Raw genomic sequence first — 19551 nt, 5'->3', positions numbered from 1 at the left:
GGAAGCGACGAAGACCTGCCGACCTCCCGGCCACGACCTGAGAGACCGTGACCGCCGGGCCTCCGAGAGGAACACCTCCCGTGCCTGCCACACACGCCTTCCGCCGCACCTTCGCGGTCATAGCCGCGCTCCCTCTCCTCACCCTCGCCGCCTGCGGCTACGGGTCCGACGCCAAGGACGACGACACCGCCAAGGTCGCCGCCGGCGCGAAGAAGATCGACGGACTCGACTCCGTCAAGATCGGCTACTTCGGCAACCTGACGCACGCCACCGCGCTGGTCGCCAACCAGAAGGGCTACTTCCAGAAGGAGCTCGGCGCCACGGAGGCGAAGTACCAGGTCTTCAACGCCGGCCCGTCCGAGATCGAGGCCCTCAACTCGGGCTCCATCGACATCGGGTGGATCGGCCCCTCCCCGTCGATCAACGGCTACACCAAGTCCAAGGGCACCAACCTGCGCATCATCGGCGGTTCGGCGTCCGGCGGTGTGAAGCTCGTCGTCAACCCCAAGAAGATCAAGTCCCTGAAGGACGTCAAGGGCAAGAAGATCGCCACCCCGCAGCTCGGCAACACGCAGGACGTGGCGTTCCTCAACTGGATCGCGGACCAGGGCTGGAAGGTCGACGCCGAGAGCGGCAAGGGCGACGTGTCGGTCATCCGCACCGACAACAAGGTCACCCCGGACGCCTACAAGGCCGGTTCCATCGACGGCGCCTGGGTGCCGGAGCCGACCGCGTCGAAGCTGGTCGCCGAGGGCGCGAAGGTGCTGCTCGACGAGTCCGACCTGTGGCCGGACAAGAAGTTCGTGATCACGAACATCATCGTGTCGCAGAAGTTCCTCAAGGAGCACCCGAAGGCGGTCGAGGCGGTCCTGAAGGCCTCCGTCGAGACCAACAAGTGGATCAACGCCAACCCGGACGAGGCGAAGGCGGCGGCGAACAAGCAGCTGGAGGCCGACTCCGGCAAGGCGCTGCCGGCCGAGGTCCTGGACCCGGCGTGGAAGTCCATCCAGTTCACCAACGACCCGCTGGCCTCCACCCTCAACACCGAGGCGGAGCACGCGGTGAAGGCCGGTCTGCTGGAGGACCCGCTGCTCAAGGGCATCTATGACCTCACGCTGCTGAACAAGGTCCTCAAGGCCGACGGCGAGAGCACGGTCGACGACGCCGGGCTCGGCGTCAAGTAAGCCCTGATCCCGAGAGTTCCCAGGAGGTGACGACCATGGCCACCGCGGTTGCCAAGGCCGAGCAGGCCGAGTCAGTCGAGTACGCCGCCCGCATCGAGCACGTCTCGAAGTCCTTCGGCGGGCCCGCCGGGCAGCAGCTCGTCCTCGACGACATCACGCTCGATGTCGCGCCGGGCGAGTTCGTCACCCTCCTGGGGGCCTCGGGCTGTGGCAAGTCCACGCTGCTCAACCTGGTGGCGGGTCTCGACGACCCGAGCGCCGGCAGCATCAAGACCGACGGGCGTCCGGCTCTGATGTTCCAGGAGCACGCCCTGTTCCCGTGGCTGACCGCGGGCAAGAACATCGAACTCGCCCTGAAACTGGGTGGAGTCGCGAAGAACGACCGGCGCGAGCGCGCCGAGGAACTGCTCGAACTGGTCCGGCTCAAGGGCTCGTACGGCAAGCGGGTGCACGAGCTGTCCGGCGGTATGCGCCAGCGTGTGGCGCTCGCCCGGGCGCTGGCCCAGGAGAGCCGGCTGCTGCTCATGGACGAGCCGTTCGCGGCACTGGACGCGATCACGCGGGACGTGCTGCACGACGAACTGACCCGGATCTGGGAGGAGACGGGGCTGTCCGTCCTGTTCGTCACGCACAACGTGCGCGAGGCGGTGCGGCTCGCGCAGCGGGTCGTCCTGCTGTCGTCGCGCCCGGGCCGGATCGCCCGCGAGTGGACGGTCGCCATCCCGCAGCCGCGCCGCATCGAGGACGCCCCCGTGGCCGAACTGTCCCTTGAGATCACCGATCAACTGCGTGGGGAGATCCGCCGTCATGGCCAGCAGTGACACGAAGACGGCCCGGACGGACGAGACGCGGGAGCGGTCCGCCGGTCTGGAGGCCGGTCTGGACGCCCTGGAGACGTCGGCCACCACACGGACGCCGTTCTCCGTGACCGCCCGCACCAAGATCCTCCCGCCGCTCGTGGCGACGGCCGTGGTGCTGGTGATCTGGCAGGGGCTGATCTCCTTCAACATCGTCACCGACCCGACCAAGCTGCCCTCCCCCGGTGACGTGGCGGCCGAGTTCAAGGACGCCTGGCTGGAGGGCAAGCTCCTCGGCTACATCTGGACCAGCGTCGAGCGCGGTCTGCTCGGCTTCCTGCTGGCCCTGGCGATCGGCACCCCGCTGGGGCTGGTCGTGGCCCGGGTGAAGTTCATCCGGGCGGCCATCGGGCCCGTCCTCTCCGGCCTCCAGTCACTGCCGTCGGTGGCGTGGGTGCCGCCGGCCGTGCTGTGGCTGGGGCTGAACAACTCGATGATGTACGCGGTGATCCTGCTCGGCGCGGTCCCCTCCATCGCCAACGGTCTCGTCTCCGGCATCGACCAGGTGCCGCCGCTGTTCCTGCGGGCGGGCCGCACGATGGGCGCGACCGGCTGGAGGGGCGCCTGGCACATCGTGCTGCCGGCCGCGCTGCCCGGCTATCTCGCCGGTCTGAAGCAGGGCTGGGCGTTCTCCTGGCGCTCGCTGATGGCGGCCGAGATCATCGCCTCCTCGCCCGACCTGGGCATCGGACTCGGCGCGCTCCTGGAGAACGGCCGCAACGCCAGCTCCATGCCGATGATCTTCGAGGCGATCTTCCTGATCCTGTTCGTCGGCATCGCCGTCGACCTGCTGATCTTCAGCCCGCTGGAGCGGCGGGTGCTGCGCAGCCGCGGCCTGCTGGTGAAGGGGTAAGTCCGTTGTTCAGGAAGCCCGTTCTTCTCGTCATCGCCCACGGCAGCCGCGATCCGCGGCACGCCGCGACGGTGCACGCCCTCGTCCGCCGGGTGCGCGCGCTGCGCCCGGACGTACGGGTGGAGACGGGCTTCCTGGACTTCAACATCCCGTCCGTACAGGGCGTGTTGGAGTCGCTGGCGACGGAGGGTGTACGCGAGGTCGTCGCCCTTCCCCTCCTGCTGACCCGCGCGTTCCACGCGAAGGCGGACATCCCGGCGGTACTGCGGGACGCGCCGCCGCAGCTGCGGATCCGGCAGGCCGAGGTGCTCGGCCCGTCGCCGCTGCTGCTGTCCGCGCTCGAACGGCGCCTGTACGAGGCGGGGTTGACGCCCGCCGACAAATCCTCGACCGGGGTCGTGCTGGCCTCGGCGGGGTCCACGGACCCGGAGGCGATCGCAGTGATCGCAGACATCGCGCGGGAGTGGCGGCACACCGGTTGGTGCGCCGTGCGACCTGCGTTCGCCTCCGCCGCACTGCCCCGGACCGAGGACGCGGTACGGGAGCTGAGGGAGATGGGCTGCTCCCGGGTGGCCGTCGCGCCGTACGTCCTCGCGCCCGGATTCCTGCCAGACCGGATCGCGCGAGGCGCGGTGGACGCGGATGTGCTGGGGGATGTGCTCGGGGCGTCCGCGGAGGTGGCGCGGGTGCTGGTGGAGCGGTACGAGGCGGCACGCCGGCCGGTGTTGGCCGCGCTCGGTGCCTAACGGCAGAGCTGGTCGCCCAACTCCGTGCGCGCGTACCGTACGACTCTTCCGTTGCGCGTCCTGCTGAGCAGTCCCGCGTCGTAGAGCACCGTGAGGTGCTGGCTCACCGCGCCCGGCGTCACCTTCAGGCGGTGGGCCAGTTCGGTCGTCGAGGCCGGTTCCGCGAGGAGCAGGAGGAGGCGGGCGCGGGGGCGGCCGAGGAGGCGGACCAGGGCGTCGCCGGTGACCGGCGGCGGTTCCTCGGAGAGCGTGGCCCTGCCCCGGGCCGGATAGATGATCGTGGGCGGCCGGGTGGGGTCGATCAGGGGCTGGGCGCCACGGGCGAACAGTGACGGCAGCAGGACCAGTCCGCGTCCGGCGATGCTCATGTCGGTCCAGGGTGCCTGGAGCATGAAGTCGTCGGTGGACAGGAGCAGTTGGCCGTCCACCCAGCTGAGCCGCCGGTCGAGTCCGGCGAACAGCGCCCCGGCGCCCTGCTCGGCGAGCACCCGGGCCTGGTGGGCGAGGTCGGCCTCCATGATGCTCTGCAAGCGGGGCCACCAGTCCGGTGCCAGACAGGTGTGCCAGTAGGCGTCGAGGGCCGTGACGACGCGTTCGAGGAAGCGGGCCGGCGCGGCGAGCCCGCGGGCGACGACCGGCGGCAGCGCGTTCTCGTGGCGGTAGGCGGCCCGGAAGTCGGCGTCGAGCAGGTCCGGCGGAGTGGCGCCGAGCCGTACGAGTTCGTCGGCGAAGGCGGGGCGGGCCCGGTCGGGGCGCGGCATCAGACAGTCCGGCACCCACAGCCAGGGGGCCGTCAGCGCGCTGAGCAGCTCGTGGTCGAGCGTGTCCAGGCGCGGGCGGATGCGGCGCAGCCAGGGCCGGTGATGGGGATACCGGGCCGGGTCGTGCAGACAGCGCAGCGAGAACACGGCCTCCTGGAGCGGGGAGTACGCGAAGGAGGTGGTGGCGAGGTCACCGACCTCGAAGCGGAACTCAATCATTGAGCGCCACGCTAAATCATTGTCGGCGTGGTGCCGCCGCCGGGTGGGATGTCCGCATGACCACGACACCCGTCACCACGCCTGTCGAACCCGAGCTACGGCCCTCCCGGCTCCCCACCGACCCCACCCTGCGCCGCGCCACCCTGCTGACCGCCGCCAACTCCCTGGGCAACGGGCTCTACTTCCCGCTCGGCGTCCTGTACTTCACCCGCATCGTCGGCCTCGACGCGACCTCGGTCGGCCTCGGCATGACGGGTGCGGGGCTGGTCGGCGTGGCGGCCGGGGTGCCGGCCGGACGGGCCGCGGACCGGTGGGGCGCCCGGCGCGTGGGGGCGTGGCTGTGGGCCGGGACGGGCGTGGCGACGGCCGCGTACGTGTTCGTGCACTCGTACGTCGGTTTCCTCGTCGCGGTGGTCTGCGCCACCGGGCTCCAGATGGCGAGCCGCGGGGTGCAGGGCGCCATCTACGCCGACGTGCTGCCCGCCGCGACCCGGGTGGAGGCGCGGGCGTATCTGCGGATGATCACCAACGTCTTCATGGGCGTGGGCGGCGCGTTCGGCGCGATCGCCCTGCAACTCGACACGAGAGGCGCGTATGTGACGGTCATCCTGGTCAACGCGGTGTCGTTCGCGGGTCCCGCGCTGCTGCTGCCCCGGCTGCCGCTGGCCCCGCACGCCCTGGAGCGCAAGGCCCCCGAGGCCGGCGCTCCGGCGGCCGACCGCTGGCGTGCGGTGCGCGACCTGCCGTTCCTCGCGGTGACGGTGCTGAACGCGATCCTCGTCGTGCAGTACACGCTGTCGGAGGTCGGGCTGCCGCTGTGGATCGTGGAGCGGACCGAGGCACCGCGCTGGACGGCGGCCCTGCTGATGATCCTCAACTGTGTGCTGGTGGCGCTGCTTCAGGTGCGGGTGGCCCGCAGCGCCTCCCAAGTCCCCACCGCGGTCAGGGCGATGCGCTGGTCGGGTCTGCTGCTCACCGTGGCCTGCGCGGCGTACGCGGTGTCGGCGGGCCTGTCCCCGGTGTGGGCGGTGCTGGCGCTGACGGTCGGCGCGATCGTGCAGGTCTTCGCCGAGGTCCTGTCGGCGGCGGGCGGCTGGACCCTCGGCTACGAGCTGGCCGACGCCCGCGTCCACGGTGTCTACCAGGGCGTGTTCGGCGCGGGCATGTCGGCGGGCATGATGGCGGGCCCCGCCCTGGTCACGGTGACCGCGATCCAGCACGGCAGGGCGGGCTGGGCGATCCTCGGTGTCCTGTTCGCCCTCGCGGGCCTCGCGGTGAGCCCGGCGGTGAGGTGGGCGCTGCGGAACGGGGAGTGGCGGGGCGACCAGGCCTAGTCGAAGCTGAGGCCTCCGGTCCGGGTGCGCTTGAGCTCGAAGAAGTCCGGGTCGGTCGCCAACACACGGAAGCTGTCGAAGAGTCGCGCCGCCCGGGCGCCTCGCGGGATCGCCCGCAGCACGGGCCCGAACCACACCGTGCCGTCGACGTGCAGCGTGGGCGTGCCCACGTAGCCGCCGGAGTCGGGCTCGACGCCCGCCTCGTGGCTGCGGCGGACGGCCTCGTCGTACGCGGTGTCGTGCGCGGCGGCGGCGAGATCGGTCCCGAGCCCGAGTTCGGCGAGGGACTCGGTGACGACGGCGTCGAAGTCCTCCTGCCTCCGTTCGTGGATACGGGTGCCGAAGGCCGTGTAGAGGTCACGGAGCACCTTCTCGCCGTGGCGTTCCGCGGCGGCCACGGCGACCCGCACCGGGCCGATCGACTTGTCCACCAACTCCCGGTACCAGTCCGGGAGTTCGTTGCCGATGTTGTGCAGGTACAGGCTCATGGCGTGGAAGCGGAGGTCGAGGGGACGCTCCCGCTCGACCTCCAGCAGCCAGCGGGAGGTGATCCAGGCGAAGGGGCAGGCGGGGTCGAACCAGAAGTCGACGCGGGTGGGTTCTGCGGTGGTCATGGCATCGACGGTAAGGGGTCATTGGCCCAGTGTCCTGGTCCAATCAAGCGCCGCTTGAGTGGTCCACTTGGTCCGTGTCAGGCCGCTTCGGAAGGGGCCACGGCTTCCTCCGCCAGCCGCACCAGCTCCCCCACCGGCATCGACCCCGGCGCCCGGTGCTCCCGCGCGAAGGTGTTGGCGAGCCGCTGGAGCAGGTCGTTGAGCGGGGTCGGGACGCCGTGCAGGCGGCCGAGGAGCGCGATCTCGCCGTTCAGATAGTCGGCCTCGATGGTGCCGGTGCCGCGGTTCAGGGACTGCCAGGAGGAACCGCCGCCGCGGGGGACGCCGTCGAGGGGGACGAGGGTGACCTTGTCGCCGCGGGCCGCGCGCTGCTCCTCGGCGCCGGCGTACGCGATACCGGCGGCGTCGAGAACGGCCGCGCCCTCGGCCCGTACGCGTGCGGCGAGCCCTTCCGCGTCCTCCCCGGCCACGGGACCGCTGACGGCCTCCACCGCGTTGACGAGGTTGGCGAGCAGCTTGGCGTACTGCCAGCGGGCCACGTCCGGCACGACCGGCGCCTCGAAGTGGGACTTCTCCAGGTCGGCGGCGATCAGGCGGGCGGTCTCGTCGGTGCCGTGGGGGTGGCGGCCGAGGTGGAGGATGCCGGTGAGCGGGGCGCCGGCGGCGCTGACGACGCCGGGCTCGACGAGCGTGCAGGGCAGCCAGACGCAGACGCCGTACACCCTGCGGAACGTCCGCAGGGCCAGCCGCTGGCTCTCCACGCCGTTCTGCGCGCAGACCAGCGGCAGCCGCTCGGCGGCCGTGCCCCCGCCGGCGACCGGGGCCGGCCCCCAGGTCCGCAGTGCGGCCTCGCTGTCCTGGGTCTTCACGGCGAGGACGAGCACGTCGTCGGCGCGCAGTTCGCCGAGTTCGGCCGGTCCCTCGACGACGGGCAGCCGATGGGTGAACTCGCCGTCGGGCACCCGGAGTCGCAGCCCGCCCTCACGCAACGCCGCCTGGTGCGCGCCCCGCGCCACGAGCACGACCTCGCACCCCGCCCCCGCGAGCCGCCCACCGACGACGCCTCCGACCGCTCCTGCCCCGATGATGATGTAGCGCATGCTTCGAGCCTCGCACAGTTGACCTTGCCCCTGGGTAAAGGATCAGGGTCCTCGGCGCAGGCCAACTCGCTTCGCTGGTTCGCCGGTTGATCATCCACCGGCTCCAGGGACCGCGTTTCGGCTACGACATCCGCGCGGCTTCTCCAGGACCTCGCCCTCACGGACGCGGCGGGGAGCCGGTAGCCGTGCCGGATGAGATCACCTCGTACACGACCTACGCCGGCGTCCGGCAGGTCACTCTGCTGCGGTCATCTCCACCAGCTTGAGCACGGTGTTCCAGTTGCGGCTCGTGGCGGTCAGGCCCTTGTTCACGCGGGGCTTGGCGAGTTGCTCGGCGAGTTTGGAGCGGCCCAGGCCGTCCGGGACGTACAGATACAGGGCGCGGTCGCCGAGGCGGAACTCCTCGGGGAGGAAGGCCTGTTGATCGATGCCGGCGAAGCGGTCCGCGTCGACCGCCTGCGAGAAGTAGGTGACATGGAGCTGTTTCGCCTCCAACTCCGCCGCCGGGAAGGGGCAGTCGTCGGCGATCGCGGCGAGGTAGGCGTGGTCGCGGACGATGACGTCGACGGAGAAGCCGAAGTGCTTCTCGATCGCGGCGGTGAGTTCGGCCGCGAGGGATTCCTCGTCTCCGTGGTCGGCGGTGAAGACCGCCTGGCCGCTCTGGAGGTAGGTCCGCACCCCTGAGTGGCCGAGGCCGTCCATCAGGGTGCGCAGGTCGGCCATCGGGACCTTCTTCGCGCCGCCCACGTTGATCCCGCGCAGCAGCGCCGCATACGTCGTCATGCGCTCACCATAGGACGACCGTGTGTAGTTGTAGGGGACATACTCCTCCCCAGTGCGGAGACGGCCCTGGTCCGCGAGGACGAGCCGCTCACCTGCACTTCACCGGGCAGCACGACGTGACGGGTTTATCCGGCCCATACCTTCGAAACGAAAGGTGGCGGCAGGGGGCCGCGACCGTTGTCGAGGGGGCAAGCCCGTCATGGGGAACGGAGAAACAAGGGTGCGGGGCCTGGCGGCCCGGGCCGGCGGCTGGAGTGCCCGGCACCGCTGGGCCGCGGTCGGCATCTGGGTGCTGTTCGTGGTCCTGGCCATGGGACTCGGTTCGGCGGCGGGCCGGGTCGACGTCGACGAGAGCGAGGGTCTGAAGGGCGAGACCCACACCGCCGCGCGGATCGTGAAGGACGCCGGTATCGAGGAGCCCGCCGGTGAGACGGTGCTCGTCCAGGCCAAGGACGGCCGGCTCAAGGCGACGGACGCCCAGTTCCGCGCCGCGGTGAACGCCGTCGTCCAGGCGGTCGACGCGACCGGCAAGGTCACGGACGTCACCTCGCCGTACGACACGGACACCGTCTCCAAGGACGGCCGCAGCGCGCTCGTGCAGTTCGACATGAAGGGCGACGCGGAGACGGCTGGCGAGCGGGTCGAACCCGTGCTGGACGCCGTGGCGAAGGTCCAGAAGGACCACGGCGACCTGCGGATCGAGGAGATCGGCGGCGCCAGCATGCAGAAGACGTTCGACGACGCATTCGGCGACGACTTCCAGAAGGCCGAGTACTCGGCCGTGCCCGTGGCGCTCGGCATCCTGCTGATCGCGTTCGGCGCGCTGGTCGCGGCGCTGCTGCCGGTGGCCCTGGCGCTCACGGCGATCATGGCGACGATGGGCCTGATGGGCGTCATCAGTCACGTCATGCCGATGGGCGATGTCGCCAACTCCGTGATGCTGCTGGTCGGTCTGGCCGTCGGCGTCGACTACTGCCTGTTCTATCTGCGCCGGGAGCGCGAGGAGCGCGAGGCCGGGCGGGACGCCCAGACCGCGCTGCGGATCGCCGCCGCCACCAGTGGCCGCGCGATCATCGTCTCCGGTGTCACGGTGTGCGTGGCGATGGCGGGCATGCTGTTCACCGGGATCGCCGACTTCGAGGCGATGGGCCTGGCCTCGCTGATCGTCGTCGCCGTCGCCATGATCGGCTCCATCACGGTGCTGCCCGCGCTGCTGTCCCTGCTGGGCGAGCGGGTCGAGAAGGGCCGTATCCCGTTCCTGCGGCGCCGCAAGCGCACGGGCAACGGCGAGAGCCGGCTCTGGACGGCCGTCCTCAGTGGGGTGCTGAAGCGGCCGATGGTCTCCGTCGTCGTGGCGGCCGGCGCGCTGCTCGCGATCGCGGCGCCCGCGGTCGGCATGAAGACCCAGAACCTCACGCTGGACCAGGAGTTCGGCGACTCGCTGCCCATCGTGCAGACCTACGACCGCGTCAACAAGGCCTTCCCCGGCGGCTCCGAGCCGGCCGAGGTCATCGTCAAGGCGGACAACATCAACTCCGCGGACGTGCAGAACGCGCTCGCCGACTTCAAGGAGCAGGCGGTCGCCTCGGGTGCGTCACGCGGCCCGGTCGAGATCAAGCTGCACGAGAAGCAGAACCTCGCCTTCGTCTACGTCCCGCTCGTCGGCGGCTCCGACCTCGACAAGGCGGGCGCCAGCCTGGAGAAGCTGCGCGACGAGGTGCGGCCCGCGACCCTCGGCAAGGTGGACGGCCTCCAGGCACCGATCAGCGGTCAGGTCGCCGGGTCGAAGGACTTCAACGACCAGCTGACCGGCGCGGTCGTCCCGGTCTTCGCCTTCGTGGTGGTCTTCGCCTTCTTGCTGATGCTGCTGTCCTTCCGCTCGCTGACGATCGCGATCACCTCGATCGTGCTGAACCTGCTGTCGGTGGGTGCGGCGTACGGCATCCTCGTCGCGGTCTTCCAGCACGGCTGGGGCGCGTCCCTGGTGGGCGCGGAGGGCGTCGGCGCGATCATCTCCTGGCTGCCGCTGTTCCTCTTCGTGATCCTGTTCGGCCTGTCGATGGACTACCACGTGTTCGTGGTCTCGCGCATCCGTGAGGCCCGGCTGAAGGGCCGTACGACCAAGGACGCGATCCAGCACGGCGTGGTCACCACGGCCGGCGTCGTCACCAGCGCCGCCGTCATCATGGTCGCCGTGTTCGCGATCTTCGGGACGCTGTCCATGCAGTCCATGAAGCAGATGGGTGTGGGCCTGGCGACGGCGGTGCTCGTCGACGCGACGATCATCCGGGGTGTGCTGCTCCCGGCGGTCATGGCGCTGCTCGGCGAGCGCAACTGGTACCTGCCGAAGTGGCTGGACCGGCTGCCCGACCTCACGCACGACGAGGCGGCGGACGTCGTGGCGCACGAGGTGGAGGAGCCCGCCCGGGTGTGACACCTCCGCAGGAACCTGCCCGGGCGCGACCGCCCGCGGCACGGCGCAGGGCCCGTTGGTCACCGGGGAGCCAACGGGCCCTGCGCATTCCCCTGCCGGGCCTTACCGGGCGGGCAGTTCGGCCTCGATGAGGTCGGCTGCCCGCCGCGTACCGCCCTCCTCGGCCATCCCGGCCTGGATGTCCTTCAGCCGCCGGGCGACCTCGGGGTCGTCGACGAGCGCGAGGGCCAGGTCCCGCAGGGTCTCGGCGGTGGCCTCCTCGGTGGGGACCCGCCGGGCCACGCCCAGCGCCTGGAGCATGTCCGCGTTGCCGAACTGGTCCACGGCCTGCGGTACGGCGATCATCGGCGTGCCGGTCGCGAGGCCCTCCTGGCTGCCGCCGGCGCCGGCGTGGGTGACGAACAGGTCGGCCTGCCTCAGCACCGCCAACTGCGGGACCCACGAGGTCACTTCGACGTTCGCGGGAACGTCCCCCAGCTCGGCCGGGTCCACGCTCGCGCCAATCTGGAGCACCAGATGCCAGCCGGGCAGATCGCCGAAGGCCTTCACGCACTCCCGGTAGAAGCCGGGCTGCTTGGTGAAGGCCGACCCGAGCGACACGAGCACGACCTTGTCCGCGCCGGCGGGCCGCTGCCACTCCCCCTCGGCGCCGCGGTCGCCCTGACAGGCGCCGACGAACGAGTGGACGCGCTCGTCGACCCGGTCGGCGTGGGGCTGAAGGGCCTTGGGGATGAGGACGATCGACCGGTCGGGCCGGCCGGCGAACGGGTCGGGGTGCAGGGTGATCCCGTTCTCCTCCAGCCAGCCCTGGAAGCGGGCGTAGTACGCCTGCCCCCGCTCGGTCTTCTTCGGCTCCGCCCACATCGGCTCGGCGACCTCCTCCTCGTAGCCCTCCCAGGCCACGAGGTTCGGCGAGAGCGAGACCGCGGGCACGCCCCAGCGGTGGGCGAGCACTCGGGCCGGGTAGGAGGTGATGTCGTGCAGGACGAGGTCCGGTTCGTCCCCCTCGTACGCCTCGATCAGCTGTGGGAGCGCCTGGATGGCGTCGGCGAGGAAGGGTTCGACGTTGTCGAGGAGGGTGCTGCCCCATTCCTCCGGGTCGGCGCCGGGCCCGGGCAGGGTGGAGTTCCAGAGCTTGGGCTCGGCGCCGGTCGCGGCGACCTTCTCCGCGAACACCGGCGGGATCGCGTACGTCACCCGGTGGCCGCGTGCGACGAGCTCACGGATGACGTCGAGGCTCGGGTTCACGTGGCCGTGGGCGGCGATGGAGAACATGGCGATGTGTGCGGGAGTGGTCATGCCGTCGAGGCTAAACGAGACGAGACGTCTCGTGCAATTCATTAAGCCGCGTGTGCAGCCGCAGCCACCGCGCCGGAGACACCTCCCCGACCAGGGCGTCCCTGTCGAGGCCCGCCGCCCTGAACGCCGCGTCGACCTGACGTCGTGGGTACGCGCCCCGCAGCGAGGCATGGAGGCTGCCGCCGACGCCGGAAAAGCCGAGCTCGACCAGCCGGCACCAGCTCGCGTACCCGGCACGGTCGAGGAGCGGTGCGCGGCGGCGCTCGATGCGGACGATCCCGGCGTCGACGCGCGGCCTGGGGCGGAACCTGCTCCGGTCCACGCGCCCGACCAGCCGCCACTCGTGACGCGGCCAGCTGCGGACGGTCAGCAGCGTCCAACTCCCGTAGTCCCCCGTGCGTTTACGGGCGTACTCCAGCTGGGTGAGCAGGGTGGCGTCGGTGAGGTGCGGGGCGCGCAGGCACCAGTCGACGATGTCGGCGGTGCGGGAGAAGGGGACGTTGCCCGCGACGGCGAACGGGGTGCGGGGTGGCGGTGCGGCGAGGAAGTCGCCGTGCACGATCCGCACGTGAGGTGTCCGCGCGAAGCGGGCACGCAGCCCTGGGAGCAGGCGCGGGTCGATCTCGTAGGCGTGCAGTTGTCGGCAGCGTGGGGCGAGCGCGGCCGTCAACGCGCCTTTCCCTGCGCCCACTTCGAGCAGCAGAGGGGTCCTTCCGGGCTGCGGTACGGCGAGTCGGGCGATGCGTTCGACGGTGGCACGGTCGGTGAGGAAGTTCTGCGAGAGCGCGCGGGAGACGCGCGTGGGCCGGGCCATGGCCTGGGGTCCTTGTCTTCCGGGAAAGGTGGGATGGGCAGCCGAAGGCCCTGACCGGAAGACAGAGGGAAAAAGCGAGGGTGGGTCACCGCCGCGTCAGCGGGCGCCGCTCCCCGGGCCGGTCAGGGCTCCGAGGCAGCGACGCATCCGGATGGAGTGCGTGCAGCCCCGGCCGTGACCGGAGTTGATGATCGCGTTGAAGGCTCCCACGGACGGCACGCTAGGCGCGGTCCGCCGGAGCCGACAACCGAATTTCGCCGGCTTCGCTTCAGCGCTGGTAGCGGGCGAGGACGAGGTTGCCGTCCTTCTCCAGGCGTGCGCGCAGCTCGTCGAGGCCGATCGCGCCGCTGTAGTACTCCTGGAACGCCGGGGTGGCGACCTTGTCCTTCCACTCGGGGTAACCGCGCACGGACTGGGCGGGCGCCGAGCGCAGGTGGGCGGCGAGGGCGGTGCCGGTGGCCCAGCCGTTCTCGGCGGTGTGCAGGGCGGGGTCCTTCAGGGCCTGGGTGCCGGTGGGCAGCATCCAGTCGCCGAGCGCGAGGCGCACCATGTTCTTCGGCCGGAGCAGGAAGTCGACGAACGCGACGGCCTCCTTCTGGTGCGGGCTGTCCTCGGCGACGGACAGCGTCTGCGGGCTGACGCCCTGACTGAGTCCGTCGGCGCCGGCCGGCGCGGGCAGCACCTGCCACTCGAAGCCCTTCGGCGCCTGCTGCGCGATCTGCTGGCGGTAGGAGAAGCCGAGCGGGACCATCGCGTACTTGCCGCCGAAGAAGCCGGGCAGGGTGTCGGAGCCGCCGCTGCCCAGGGTGGTGGGCGAGGCGCTGTGGTCGGTGTTCGCCTGGTCGTGGATGGTCCGCGGGACGACCTCGTCGCCCTTCCCGAACCGGATGGTCACCTTGCCGTCGGCACCCCGGTGGAAGAGCTGTCCGCCCGCCGACAGGGACAGGTTGAGGGTGGCCGAGACGGGTTCCTTGAGCGGCCAGGCGACGCCGTACGTCCCGTCGCCGCTGAGCTCCTCGGTGATCCGCCGGAACTCGGGCCAGCTCCAGGGCCTGTCCGGCGTCGGGACGCGCACGCCGGACTCCTTCAGCCACTTCGCGTTGGCAACAATCACCCGTGGCTCCTGGAGGAACGGCACGCCGTAGATCCCGTCCCCGAAGGTCGTCGTCTCCCAACTGCGCCGCGGGATGTCGGACTTGAGCCGGGCGGGCAGCAGGTCGGTCAGGTCGGCGAGATAGCCGCCGTAGGCGAAGTCCGCGAGGTCGTCGGAGGCGTCATGGATGATGTCGGGGGCCTCGCCGCCCTCGAAGGAGGTGAGCAGCTGGTCGTGGACGCTGTCCCAACTGCCCTGGACGTACTCGACCTTGACGTCCGGGTGGGTCGCGTTCCACTCCTTCACCAGCTGCTTGTTGGCCGCGACGGACTCCTCCTGCCAGGCCAGGGACTGGAAGCGCAGGGTGACCGTGCCGTCGTCGGAGGTTCCGCCGCCGCCGGTGCAGGCCGTCAGCAGGAACAAGAGGACCAGGATCGCTTTCGTCCGCATCAGCTCTTCACCGCCCCGGCGAGCATGCCGCTGGTGATCCGCCGCTGGATGAGGGCGAAGACGACCAGCGAGGGCAGTGTCGCGAGGAACGCGGCGGCGGCCAGCGGGCCCAGGTCGGCGACACCCTCCGCGCCGATGAAATGGGTGAGGACGACCGGCAGGGTCTGTTTCTCCGGGGTCTTCAGCAGGACCAGCGCGAAGAAGAACTCGTTCCACGCGGTGATGAACGCGAACAGCGCCGTCGCCACGATCCCCGGCGCCAGTAGCGGCGCGGTCACCGACACCAGCGTCCGCAGCCGCCCGGCGCCGTCGACGGCCGCCGCCTGCTCCAACTCCTCGGGCACCGCCCGCACATAGCCGACCAGCATCCACAGCGCGAACGGCAGCGCCCACACCACGTACAGCAGCACCAGCCCGAACAGCGAGTCGATCAGCCGCAGGTTCTTCAGCACCAGGAACAGCGGGATGATCACCAGCACCAGCGGGAACGCCTGGCTGACCACCACCCACCCGGTCGCCGCCCGCGCGAGCAGGCTGCGCCGCCGGGCCATCACATACGCGAGCGGTGTCGCGATCAGTACGGCGATCAGCGCGGCGCCGAGCGCGGCGAGCAGGGAGTTGCCCGCGGCGCGCAGCAGCGGCTGTTCGTCGAAGGCCTGCCGGAAGTTGTCGAGGGTGGGGTCCCTCGGGATCCAGGTGGGGTGCAGGCTGCCCAGTTCCCGGGGGGACTTGAAGGCGACGGAGAGCAGCCAGAGGAACGGGAAGGCGAGGAAGACGAGATAGGCGAGCAGGGCGGCGTACTGCCCGACGCGGCCCGTGGTGCTGGTCCTCATGCCTCGTCACCGCCCTTCAGCCGGCCCGCCAGGAAGACGGCGAGCAGCACCGAGATCACGGCGACCATCACGCATCCCATGGCCGCCGCGTAGCCGAACTGGCCGTAGCGGAAGGCCTCTTCGTAGGCGAACAGCATGGGCAGCCGGGTACGGCCGCCGGGTCCGCCGCTGGTCAGGACGTAGACCAGGGCGAAGGAGTTGAAGTTCCAGATGAAGTTGAGCGCCGTGATCGCGAGCGCGACCGGCCGGAGGGCGGGCCAGGTGACCGTGCGGAACCGGCGCCAGGCGCCCGCGCCGTCCATCGCCGCCGCCTCGTGGAGTTCGCGCGGGGTGTTCTGGAGGCCGGCGAGCAGGGCGACCGTCGTCTGCGGCATGCCGGCCCACACGCCGACGACGATGACGGCGGGCAGGGCGGTGGACAGGCCCGCGAGCCAGTCCCGGCCGTCGCCGAGGCCGAGGTCGCGCAGGGTCTCGTTGAGGACGCCCGCGTCCGGGTTGTAGACGAGCCGCCACATGACACCGACGACGACCTCCGGCATGGCCCACGGGACGATCGCCAGCGCGCGGGCCAGCCAGCGCAGTCTGAGGTCCTCGTCGAGCAGCAGCGCGAGGCCGAGCGCCAGCAGGAACTGGGGCACGGTCACCCCGACGGCCCACACCAGGCCGATCCGGAACGACTCCCAGAACAGCGTGTCGTGCAGCAGGTCCTGGAAGTTGAGGCCGCCGATCCACTGGGTGGACCGGGTGCGCCCCGACTGGGCGTCGGTGAACGCCAGCAGGATGCCGTAGAGCAGCGGTCCGACGCTCAGGACGAGGATCGGGATCAGCGCGGGCAGCACCAGGAACCAGGCGCCGCGGTCCACCGCCCCGCGGCCCCTCTCGGCGCGTGGCGCACCCCGCGTCGACCGCTTCGTCGCGGTCAGCGATGTCACGTGATCGGCTCCTTAGCGGCTCGGGACGCTCCGGGGGCCGACGGGCCCCGGTCATGGTCGTGAAGGGGGTGTGCGCCGTCAAGGCACCGTGCACACCGTCCGACCTGTACGAATGCGAGACTGGGCGTCGGATGGCGGGAACTCGACGCCCGGTGTGCGCGGTGCGCACGCACAGCGGCGGGAACGGGACACGGAGGCGGGACGATGGACGAGGCACGGGCGCGCGAGGTGCTGGCCGAGGCGGCGGTGCTGCCCGGGGCGGCCGGGGAGGCGCGGCTGCTGGCGCTCGGCGAGAACGCCGTGTTCGCCGCCGGTGACCTGGTCGTGAAGGTGGGCCGGGACGCCGAACTCCTGGACCGGGCGCGCCGGGAGCTGGACATCGCGCTGTGGCTCGCCGAGGCGGAGGTGCCCGCGGTACGGGCGGCCGAGCCGAAGCCCCTGCTCGTCGCGGGGCACCCGGTGACGGTGTGGCACCGGATGCCCGACGCCGTACGGCCCGCCGAGCCCCGGGATTTGGCCGAACTGCTACGGGTCGTCCACGCCCTGCCCTCCCCTTCCTTCGAACTGCCGCCCCGCGAGCTGCTGGGCGGTGTGGAACGCTGGCTGCGGCTCGCGGGCGACGCGATCGACCCCGCGGACGCGGCGTATCTGCGGGAGCGCCGGGACGGCTTCGCGACGGCCGCCGCCGCGCTCACCCCGCACCTTCCGCGCGGCCCCATCCACGGCGACGCGCTCCCCCGCAATGTGCATGTCGGCCCCGACGGTCCCGTCCTGGTCGACCTGGAGACCTTCTCCGCGGACCTGCGCGAGCACGACCTGGTGGTGATGGCGCTGTCCCGGGACCGGTACGGGCTGCCGGCGGCGGCTTACGACGACTTCACCGAGGCGTACGGCTGGGACGTGCGCGCGTGGGAGGGCTGCTCGGTGCTCCGGGGCGCCCGGGAGACGGCGAGCTGCGCCTGGGTGGCCCAGCACGCGCCGAGCAACCCGCGGGCGTTGGCGGAGTTCGAGCGGCGGGTGGCGTCGCTCAGGGACGGGGACGAGACCGTGCGCTGGTATCCGTTCTGAGCGTGGGGCGGGACGGGTCAGACCGTCTCGTCCGCCGTCAGCTCCCGCAGCGGCCACGTCCCGTCCACCACGGCGTCCGTCTCTCCCTTGCGGCGCAGGAAGTTCTGGAAGTCGGCCGCCCATTCCGCGTACCAGGTGATCTGGCTGCGGTGCAGGTCGGCCGGGCCGAGGGCGGCGATCTTGGGGTGGCGGTCGGCTATCGCGCCGGCGAGGCGGGCCGCGGCGAGGGCGTCGGCGGAGGCGTCGTGGGCGGAGTCGAGCGGGACTCCGTACTCCCCGCAGACGGCTTCGAGGTTGCGCTTGCCGCGGCGGTAGCGGTCGACGGCGCGGTCGATCGTGTACGGGTCGACGACCGGGGCCGGGTCGATGCCGCCGAGGCGGTCGCGCAGGGACGGCAGGCCGTGGCGGTGGAGTTCCGCGGAGAGCAGGGTCAGGTCGAAGGCCGCGTTGTAGGCGACGACCGGGACGCCCGCCTTCCAGTAGGTCGCCAGCACGTCCGCGATGGCGTCGGCGACCTGGTCGGCCGGCCTGCCCTCGGCGGTCGCGTGTTCGTTGCTGATGCCGTGGACCGCGACCGCGTCCGCCGGGATCTCCACGCCCGGATCGGCGAGCCACTCGCGGTGGCCCATGACCTGCCCGGCCCTCACCTCGATCACGGCCCCCGTGACGATGCGCGCCTCGCGCGGATCGGTCCCGGTCGTCTCCAGGTCGAAGCCGATCAGCAGCTCCCGGTGCCAGCCCATGGGCGGTCCCCCTTCTTGGTGGTGCTTTCCCCCAGTGGTCTCCACGATCCCATGCGCCACTGACAATCAGAGGATCGCGTTCCGGTTCCCGCTCCACGGGGGACGTTCACGACACCGGCCGCGAATCCGCCCAAGCCGTCTCGAACTCCTCGCGATACGTCGGGAAGAGACCGCTCTCGTCGATCTCGCCCGGTTTGACGACTTTGTTCCCGTTGCGCAGCACCAGCACCGGTGCCTCCATCCCCCGCGACCGCCGCAGATAGGACTGCACGACGGCGACCCCGTCCGTGCCGTCGCCGTCGACGAGGTAGGCGGCGAAGCGCGGCGTCTCGTCGTAGACCTGGATCTCGAAGGCGCCCGGGTCGCGCAGCCGGGAGCGCACCCGGCGCATGTGGAGGATGTTCATCTCGACGGCCCGGCTCAACTCGCCGCGTTTCATGCCGAGTTCCCGCTCGCGCCGCTTGACGGCGCTGGAGGCGGGGTTCAGGAACAGCAGCCGCACCCGGCAGCCCGCCTCGGCGAGCCGCACCAGGCGCCGGCCGGAGAAGTTCTGCACGAGGAGGTTGAGTCCGATGCCGACCGCGTCGAGGCGGCGGGCGCCGCCGAAGATGTCCTCGGCGGGGAACTGGCGCAGCAGCCGCACCCGGTCGGGGTGTACGGCGACCACGTCCGCGTACCGGTCGCCGACGAGGTCCTCGACCGCGTCCACGGGGAGCCGGCGCGCGGAGGGGACGTCGCCGCCCGCGCCGAGTATCTCCAGGAGCCGCGCCGAGGCCCGTTCGGCCTGGCCGAGGACGGCCTCGGACAGGGCCCGGTTGCGGGAGACGACGTTCCGGGTCACTTCCAGCTCGTCCAGGGCGAGTTCGACGTCCCGGCGCTCGTCGACGTAGGGCTCGAAGCAGGGCCAGTGCTGCACCATCAGCTCCCGCAGCTGCGGCAGCGTGAGGAAACTGAGGACGTTGTCGTCGGCCGGATCGAGCAAGTAGCCCTTGCGGCGGCTGACTTCGCGTACGGCGACCGCGCGCTGCACCCATTCCTGGCCGGCGGGCCCGGCGGCGGCCACCACCCAGTCGTCGCCGTGGACGGGTTCGTAGATGGGACGCAGAACAGCGGCCACGACCGCGCGCAGCCGCTGTTCGACCAGGTTCAGCCAGATGTAGGCCCGGCCGGCTCGCTGGGCGCGCGTACGCACCTCGCGCCAGGCGTCGGCGTCCCAGTCCAGCTCCGGCCCGATGGAACCGGCGGCGTCCATGGGCCGGGCCAGCGACACCGTGCCGGGCGGGACGTCTGCGGAGTTCCCCTCGTGACCCTCGTCACCAGGGGGCAACTCCAGCCCTCCCGAGCCCACCCGCGCACCGCCTTCCGCTCCCCCGAGCTCTCCCCGTGCCAACGATCAAGGAAGGGTACTCCGGGAGTGGTCGGCGGTGCAGCCGG

General features: G+C 71.4%; 18 protein-coding genes. 7 read left to right on the top strand and 11 right to left on the bottom strand.

Annotation, left to right across the window (positions count from 1 at the left end; genetic code table 11):
* Positions 1-80 precede the first annotated feature (80 nt).
* The 4 genes from EJC51_RS36615 to EJC51_RS36600 are packed head-to-tail and all read left to right on the top strand — an operon-like array spanning position 81 to position 3640.
* Positions 81-1184, top strand: a complete 1104-nt coding sequence (locus EJC51_RS36615; protein WP_126274969.1) for an aliphatic sulfonate ABC transporter substrate-binding protein — start codon at positions 81-83, stop codon at positions 1182-1184.
* A 35-nt stretch (positions 1185-1219) separates the two neighbouring features.
* Positions 1220-2005 (top strand): ABC transporter ATP-binding protein, encoded by a 786-nt coding sequence (locus tag EJC51_RS36610; protein WP_126274968.1) that lies wholly within the window; start codon positions 1220-1222, stop codon positions 2003-2005.
* On the top strand, positions 1992-2894 hold the full coding sequence (locus EJC51_RS36605) for an ABC transporter permease (protein ID WP_126274967.1): 903 nt from the start codon (positions 1992-1994) through the stop codon (positions 2892-2894). The genes EJC51_RS36610 and EJC51_RS36605 overlap by 14 nt, the downstream gene beginning before the upstream one ends.
* Before the next feature lie 5 nt (positions 2895-2899).
* Positions 2900-3640, top strand: a complete 741-nt coding sequence (locus EJC51_RS36600; RefSeq protein WP_126274966.1) for a sirohydrochlorin chelatase — start codon at positions 2900-2902, stop codon at positions 3638-3640.
* On the opposite strand, the gene EJC51_RS36595 is transcribed toward EJC51_RS36600, so the two are convergent.
* The gene (locus EJC51_RS36595) at positions 3637-4620 is read right to left on the bottom strand and encodes a helix-turn-helix domain-containing protein (protein WP_208870764.1); all 984 of its coding nucleotides are present in this window, start codon (positions 4618-4620) and stop codon (positions 3637-3639) included. The two genes, EJC51_RS36600 and EJC51_RS36595, sit on opposite strands and share 4 nt — an antisense overlap.
* Positions 4621-4676: 56 nt before the next feature.
* On the opposite strand from EJC51_RS36595, the gene EJC51_RS36590 reads away from it, so the two are divergent.
* Entirely contained in the window at positions 4677-5954 is a 1278-nt protein-coding gene (locus EJC51_RS36590; RefSeq protein ID WP_126274965.1) for an MFS transporter, read from the top strand.
* Here the strand turns inward: EJC51_RS36590 and EJC51_RS36585 are convergent.
* The 3 genes from EJC51_RS36585 to EJC51_RS36575 all read right to left on the bottom strand — a co-directional run bounded on the left by EJC51_RS36585 (position 5951) and on the right by EJC51_RS36575 (position 8451).
* Entirely contained in the window at positions 5951-6568 is a 618-nt protein-coding gene (locus EJC51_RS36585; RefSeq protein WP_126274964.1) for a mycothiol-dependent nitroreductase Rv2466c family protein, read from the bottom strand. The two genes, EJC51_RS36590 and EJC51_RS36585, sit on opposite strands and share 4 nt — an antisense overlap.
* Before the next feature lie 77 nt (positions 6569-6645).
* Positions 6646-7668, bottom strand: a complete 1023-nt coding sequence (locus EJC51_RS36580) for a ketopantoate reductase family protein (protein ID WP_126274963.1) — start codon at positions 7666-7668, stop codon at positions 6646-6648.
* Positions 7669-7902: 234 nt separating this feature from the next.
* Positions 7903-8451, bottom strand: a complete 549-nt coding sequence (locus EJC51_RS36575) for a DUF1697 domain-containing protein (RefSeq protein WP_126274962.1) — start codon at positions 8449-8451, stop codon at positions 7903-7905.
* A 199-nt stretch (positions 8452-8650) separates the two neighbouring features.
* Between EJC51_RS36575 and EJC51_RS36570 the strand changes: the two genes are divergently transcribed.
* Complete coding sequence (locus tag EJC51_RS36570; protein ID WP_126274961.1) at positions 8651-10885, top strand: MMPL family transporter; 2235 nt, start codon at positions 8651-8653, stop codon at positions 10883-10885.
* Positions 10886-10987: 102 nt separating this feature from the next.
* On the opposite strand, the gene mgt is transcribed toward EJC51_RS36570, so the two are convergent.
* The 5 genes from mgt to EJC51_RS36545 form a co-directional block, all read right to left on the bottom strand.
* On the bottom strand, positions 10988-12184 hold the full coding sequence (gene mgt / locus EJC51_RS36565) for a macrolide-inactivating glycosyltransferase (RefSeq protein WP_126274960.1): 1197 nt from the start codon (positions 12182-12184) through the stop codon (positions 10988-10990).
* Positions 12185-12194: 10 nt separating this feature from the next.
* Positions 12195-12998 (bottom strand): ErmE/ErmH/ErmO/ErmR family 23S rRNA (adenine(2058)-N(6))-methyltransferase, encoded by an 804-nt coding sequence (erm, locus tag EJC51_RS36560; protein ID WP_126274959.1) that lies wholly within the window; start codon positions 12996-12998, stop codon positions 12195-12197.
* A gap of 268 nt (positions 12999-13266) precedes the next feature.
* A complete protein-coding gene (locus EJC51_RS36555; RefSeq protein WP_126274958.1) occupies positions 13267-14541 on the bottom strand; it encodes an ABC transporter substrate-binding protein in 1275 nt (424 codons plus the stop codon).
* Entirely contained in the window at positions 14541-15374 is an 834-nt protein-coding gene (locus tag EJC51_RS36550) for a carbohydrate ABC transporter permease (RefSeq protein WP_126274957.1), read from the bottom strand. The genes EJC51_RS36555 and EJC51_RS36550 overlap by 1 nt, the downstream gene beginning before the upstream one ends.
* Positions 15371-16306, bottom strand: a complete 936-nt coding sequence (locus EJC51_RS36545) for a carbohydrate ABC transporter permease (RefSeq protein WP_126274956.1) — start codon at positions 16304-16306, stop codon at positions 15371-15373. The genes EJC51_RS36550 and EJC51_RS36545 overlap by 4 nt, the downstream gene beginning before the upstream one ends.
* 204 nt (positions 16307-16510) lie before the next feature.
* Between EJC51_RS36545 and EJC51_RS36540 the strand changes: the two genes are divergently transcribed.
* On the top strand, positions 16511-17374 hold the full coding sequence (locus tag EJC51_RS36540; RefSeq protein WP_126274955.1) for a phosphotransferase enzyme family protein: 864 nt from the start codon (positions 16511-16513) through the stop codon (positions 17372-17374).
* A gap of 17 nt (positions 17375-17391) precedes the next feature.
* Here the strand turns inward: EJC51_RS36540 and EJC51_RS36535 are convergent, their stop codons facing one another.
* Both EJC51_RS36535 and EJC51_RS36530 read right to left on the bottom strand, forming a co-directional pair.
* Positions 17392-18117, bottom strand: a complete 726-nt coding sequence (locus tag EJC51_RS36535) for a 3'-5' exonuclease (protein ID WP_126274954.1) — start codon at positions 18115-18117, stop codon at positions 17392-17394.
* A 106-nt stretch (positions 18118-18223) separates the two neighbouring features.
* Positions 18224-19465 (bottom strand): SAV2148 family HEPN domain-containing protein, encoded by a 1242-nt coding sequence (locus tag EJC51_RS36530; RefSeq protein WP_126277275.1) that lies wholly within the window; start codon positions 19463-19465, stop codon positions 18224-18226.
* Positions 19466-19551: the final 86 nt, after the last annotated feature.

It is taken from the genome of Streptomyces aquilus (assembly GCF_003955715.1).
Classification (GTDB): Bacteria; Actinomycetota; Actinomycetes; order Streptomycetales; family Streptomycetaceae; genus Streptomyces; species Streptomyces aquilus.
The sequence above is the reverse complement of the archived record's forward strand: the minus strand, read 5'-3'. Positions and strand labels throughout refer to the sequence as shown.

What these genes read in the sequence shown, in the direction of transcription:
- EJC51_RS36610 (WP_126274968.1), top strand. Translation starts at nt 1,220, where the DNA reads ATGGCCACCGCGGTTGCCAAGGCCGAGCAGGCCGAGTCAGTCGAGTAC.
- EJC51_RS36605 (WP_126274967.1), top strand. Translation starts at nt 1,992, where the DNA reads ATGGCCAGCAGTGACACGAAGACGGCCCGGACGGACGAGACGCGGGAG.
- EJC51_RS36595 (WP_208870764.1), bottom strand. Translation starts at nt 4,620, where the DNA reads ATGATTGAGTTCCGCTTCGAGGTCGGTGACCTCGCCACCACCTCCTTC.
- EJC51_RS36590 (WP_126274965.1), top strand. Translation starts at nt 4,677, where the DNA reads ATGACCACGACACCCGTCACCACGCCTGTCGAACCCGAGCTACGGCCC.
- EJC51_RS36585 (WP_126274964.1), bottom strand. Translation starts at nt 6,568, where the DNA reads ATGACCACCGCAGAACCCACCCGCGTCGACTTCTGGTTCGACCCCGCC.
- EJC51_RS36580 (WP_126274963.1), bottom strand. Translation starts at nt 7,668, where the DNA reads ATGCGCTACATCATCATCGGGGCAGGAGCGGTCGGAGGCGTCGTCGGT.
- EJC51_RS36575 (WP_126274962.1), bottom strand. Translation starts at nt 8,451, where the DNA reads ATGACGACGTATGCGGCGCTGCTGCGCGGGATCAACGTGGGCGGCGCG.
- EJC51_RS36570 (WP_126274961.1), top strand. Translation starts at nt 8,651, where the DNA reads ATGGGGAACGGAGAAACAAGGGTGCGGGGCCTGGCGGCCCGGGCCGGC.
- mgt (WP_126274960.1), bottom strand. Translation starts at nt 12,184, where the DNA reads ATGACCACTCCCGCACACATCGCCATGTTCTCCATCGCCGCCCACGGC.
- erm (WP_126274959.1), bottom strand. Translation starts at nt 12,998, where the DNA reads ATGGCCCGGCCCACGCGCGTCTCCCGCGCGCTCTCGCAGAACTTCCTC.
- EJC51_RS36555 (WP_126274958.1), bottom strand. Translation starts at nt 14,541, where the DNA reads ATGCGGACGAAAGCGATCCTGGTCCTCTTGTTCCTGCTGACGGCCTGC.
- EJC51_RS36550 (WP_126274957.1), bottom strand. Translation starts at nt 15,374, where the DNA reads ATGAGGACCAGCACCACGGGCCGCGTCGGGCAGTACGCCGCCCTGCTC.
- EJC51_RS36540 (WP_126274955.1), top strand. Translation starts at nt 16,511, where the DNA reads ATGGACGAGGCACGGGCGCGCGAGGTGCTGGCCGAGGCGGCGGTGCTG.
- EJC51_RS36535 (WP_126274954.1), bottom strand. Translation starts at nt 18,117, where the DNA reads ATGGGCTGGCACCGGGAGCTGCTGATCGGCTTCGACCTGGAGACGACC.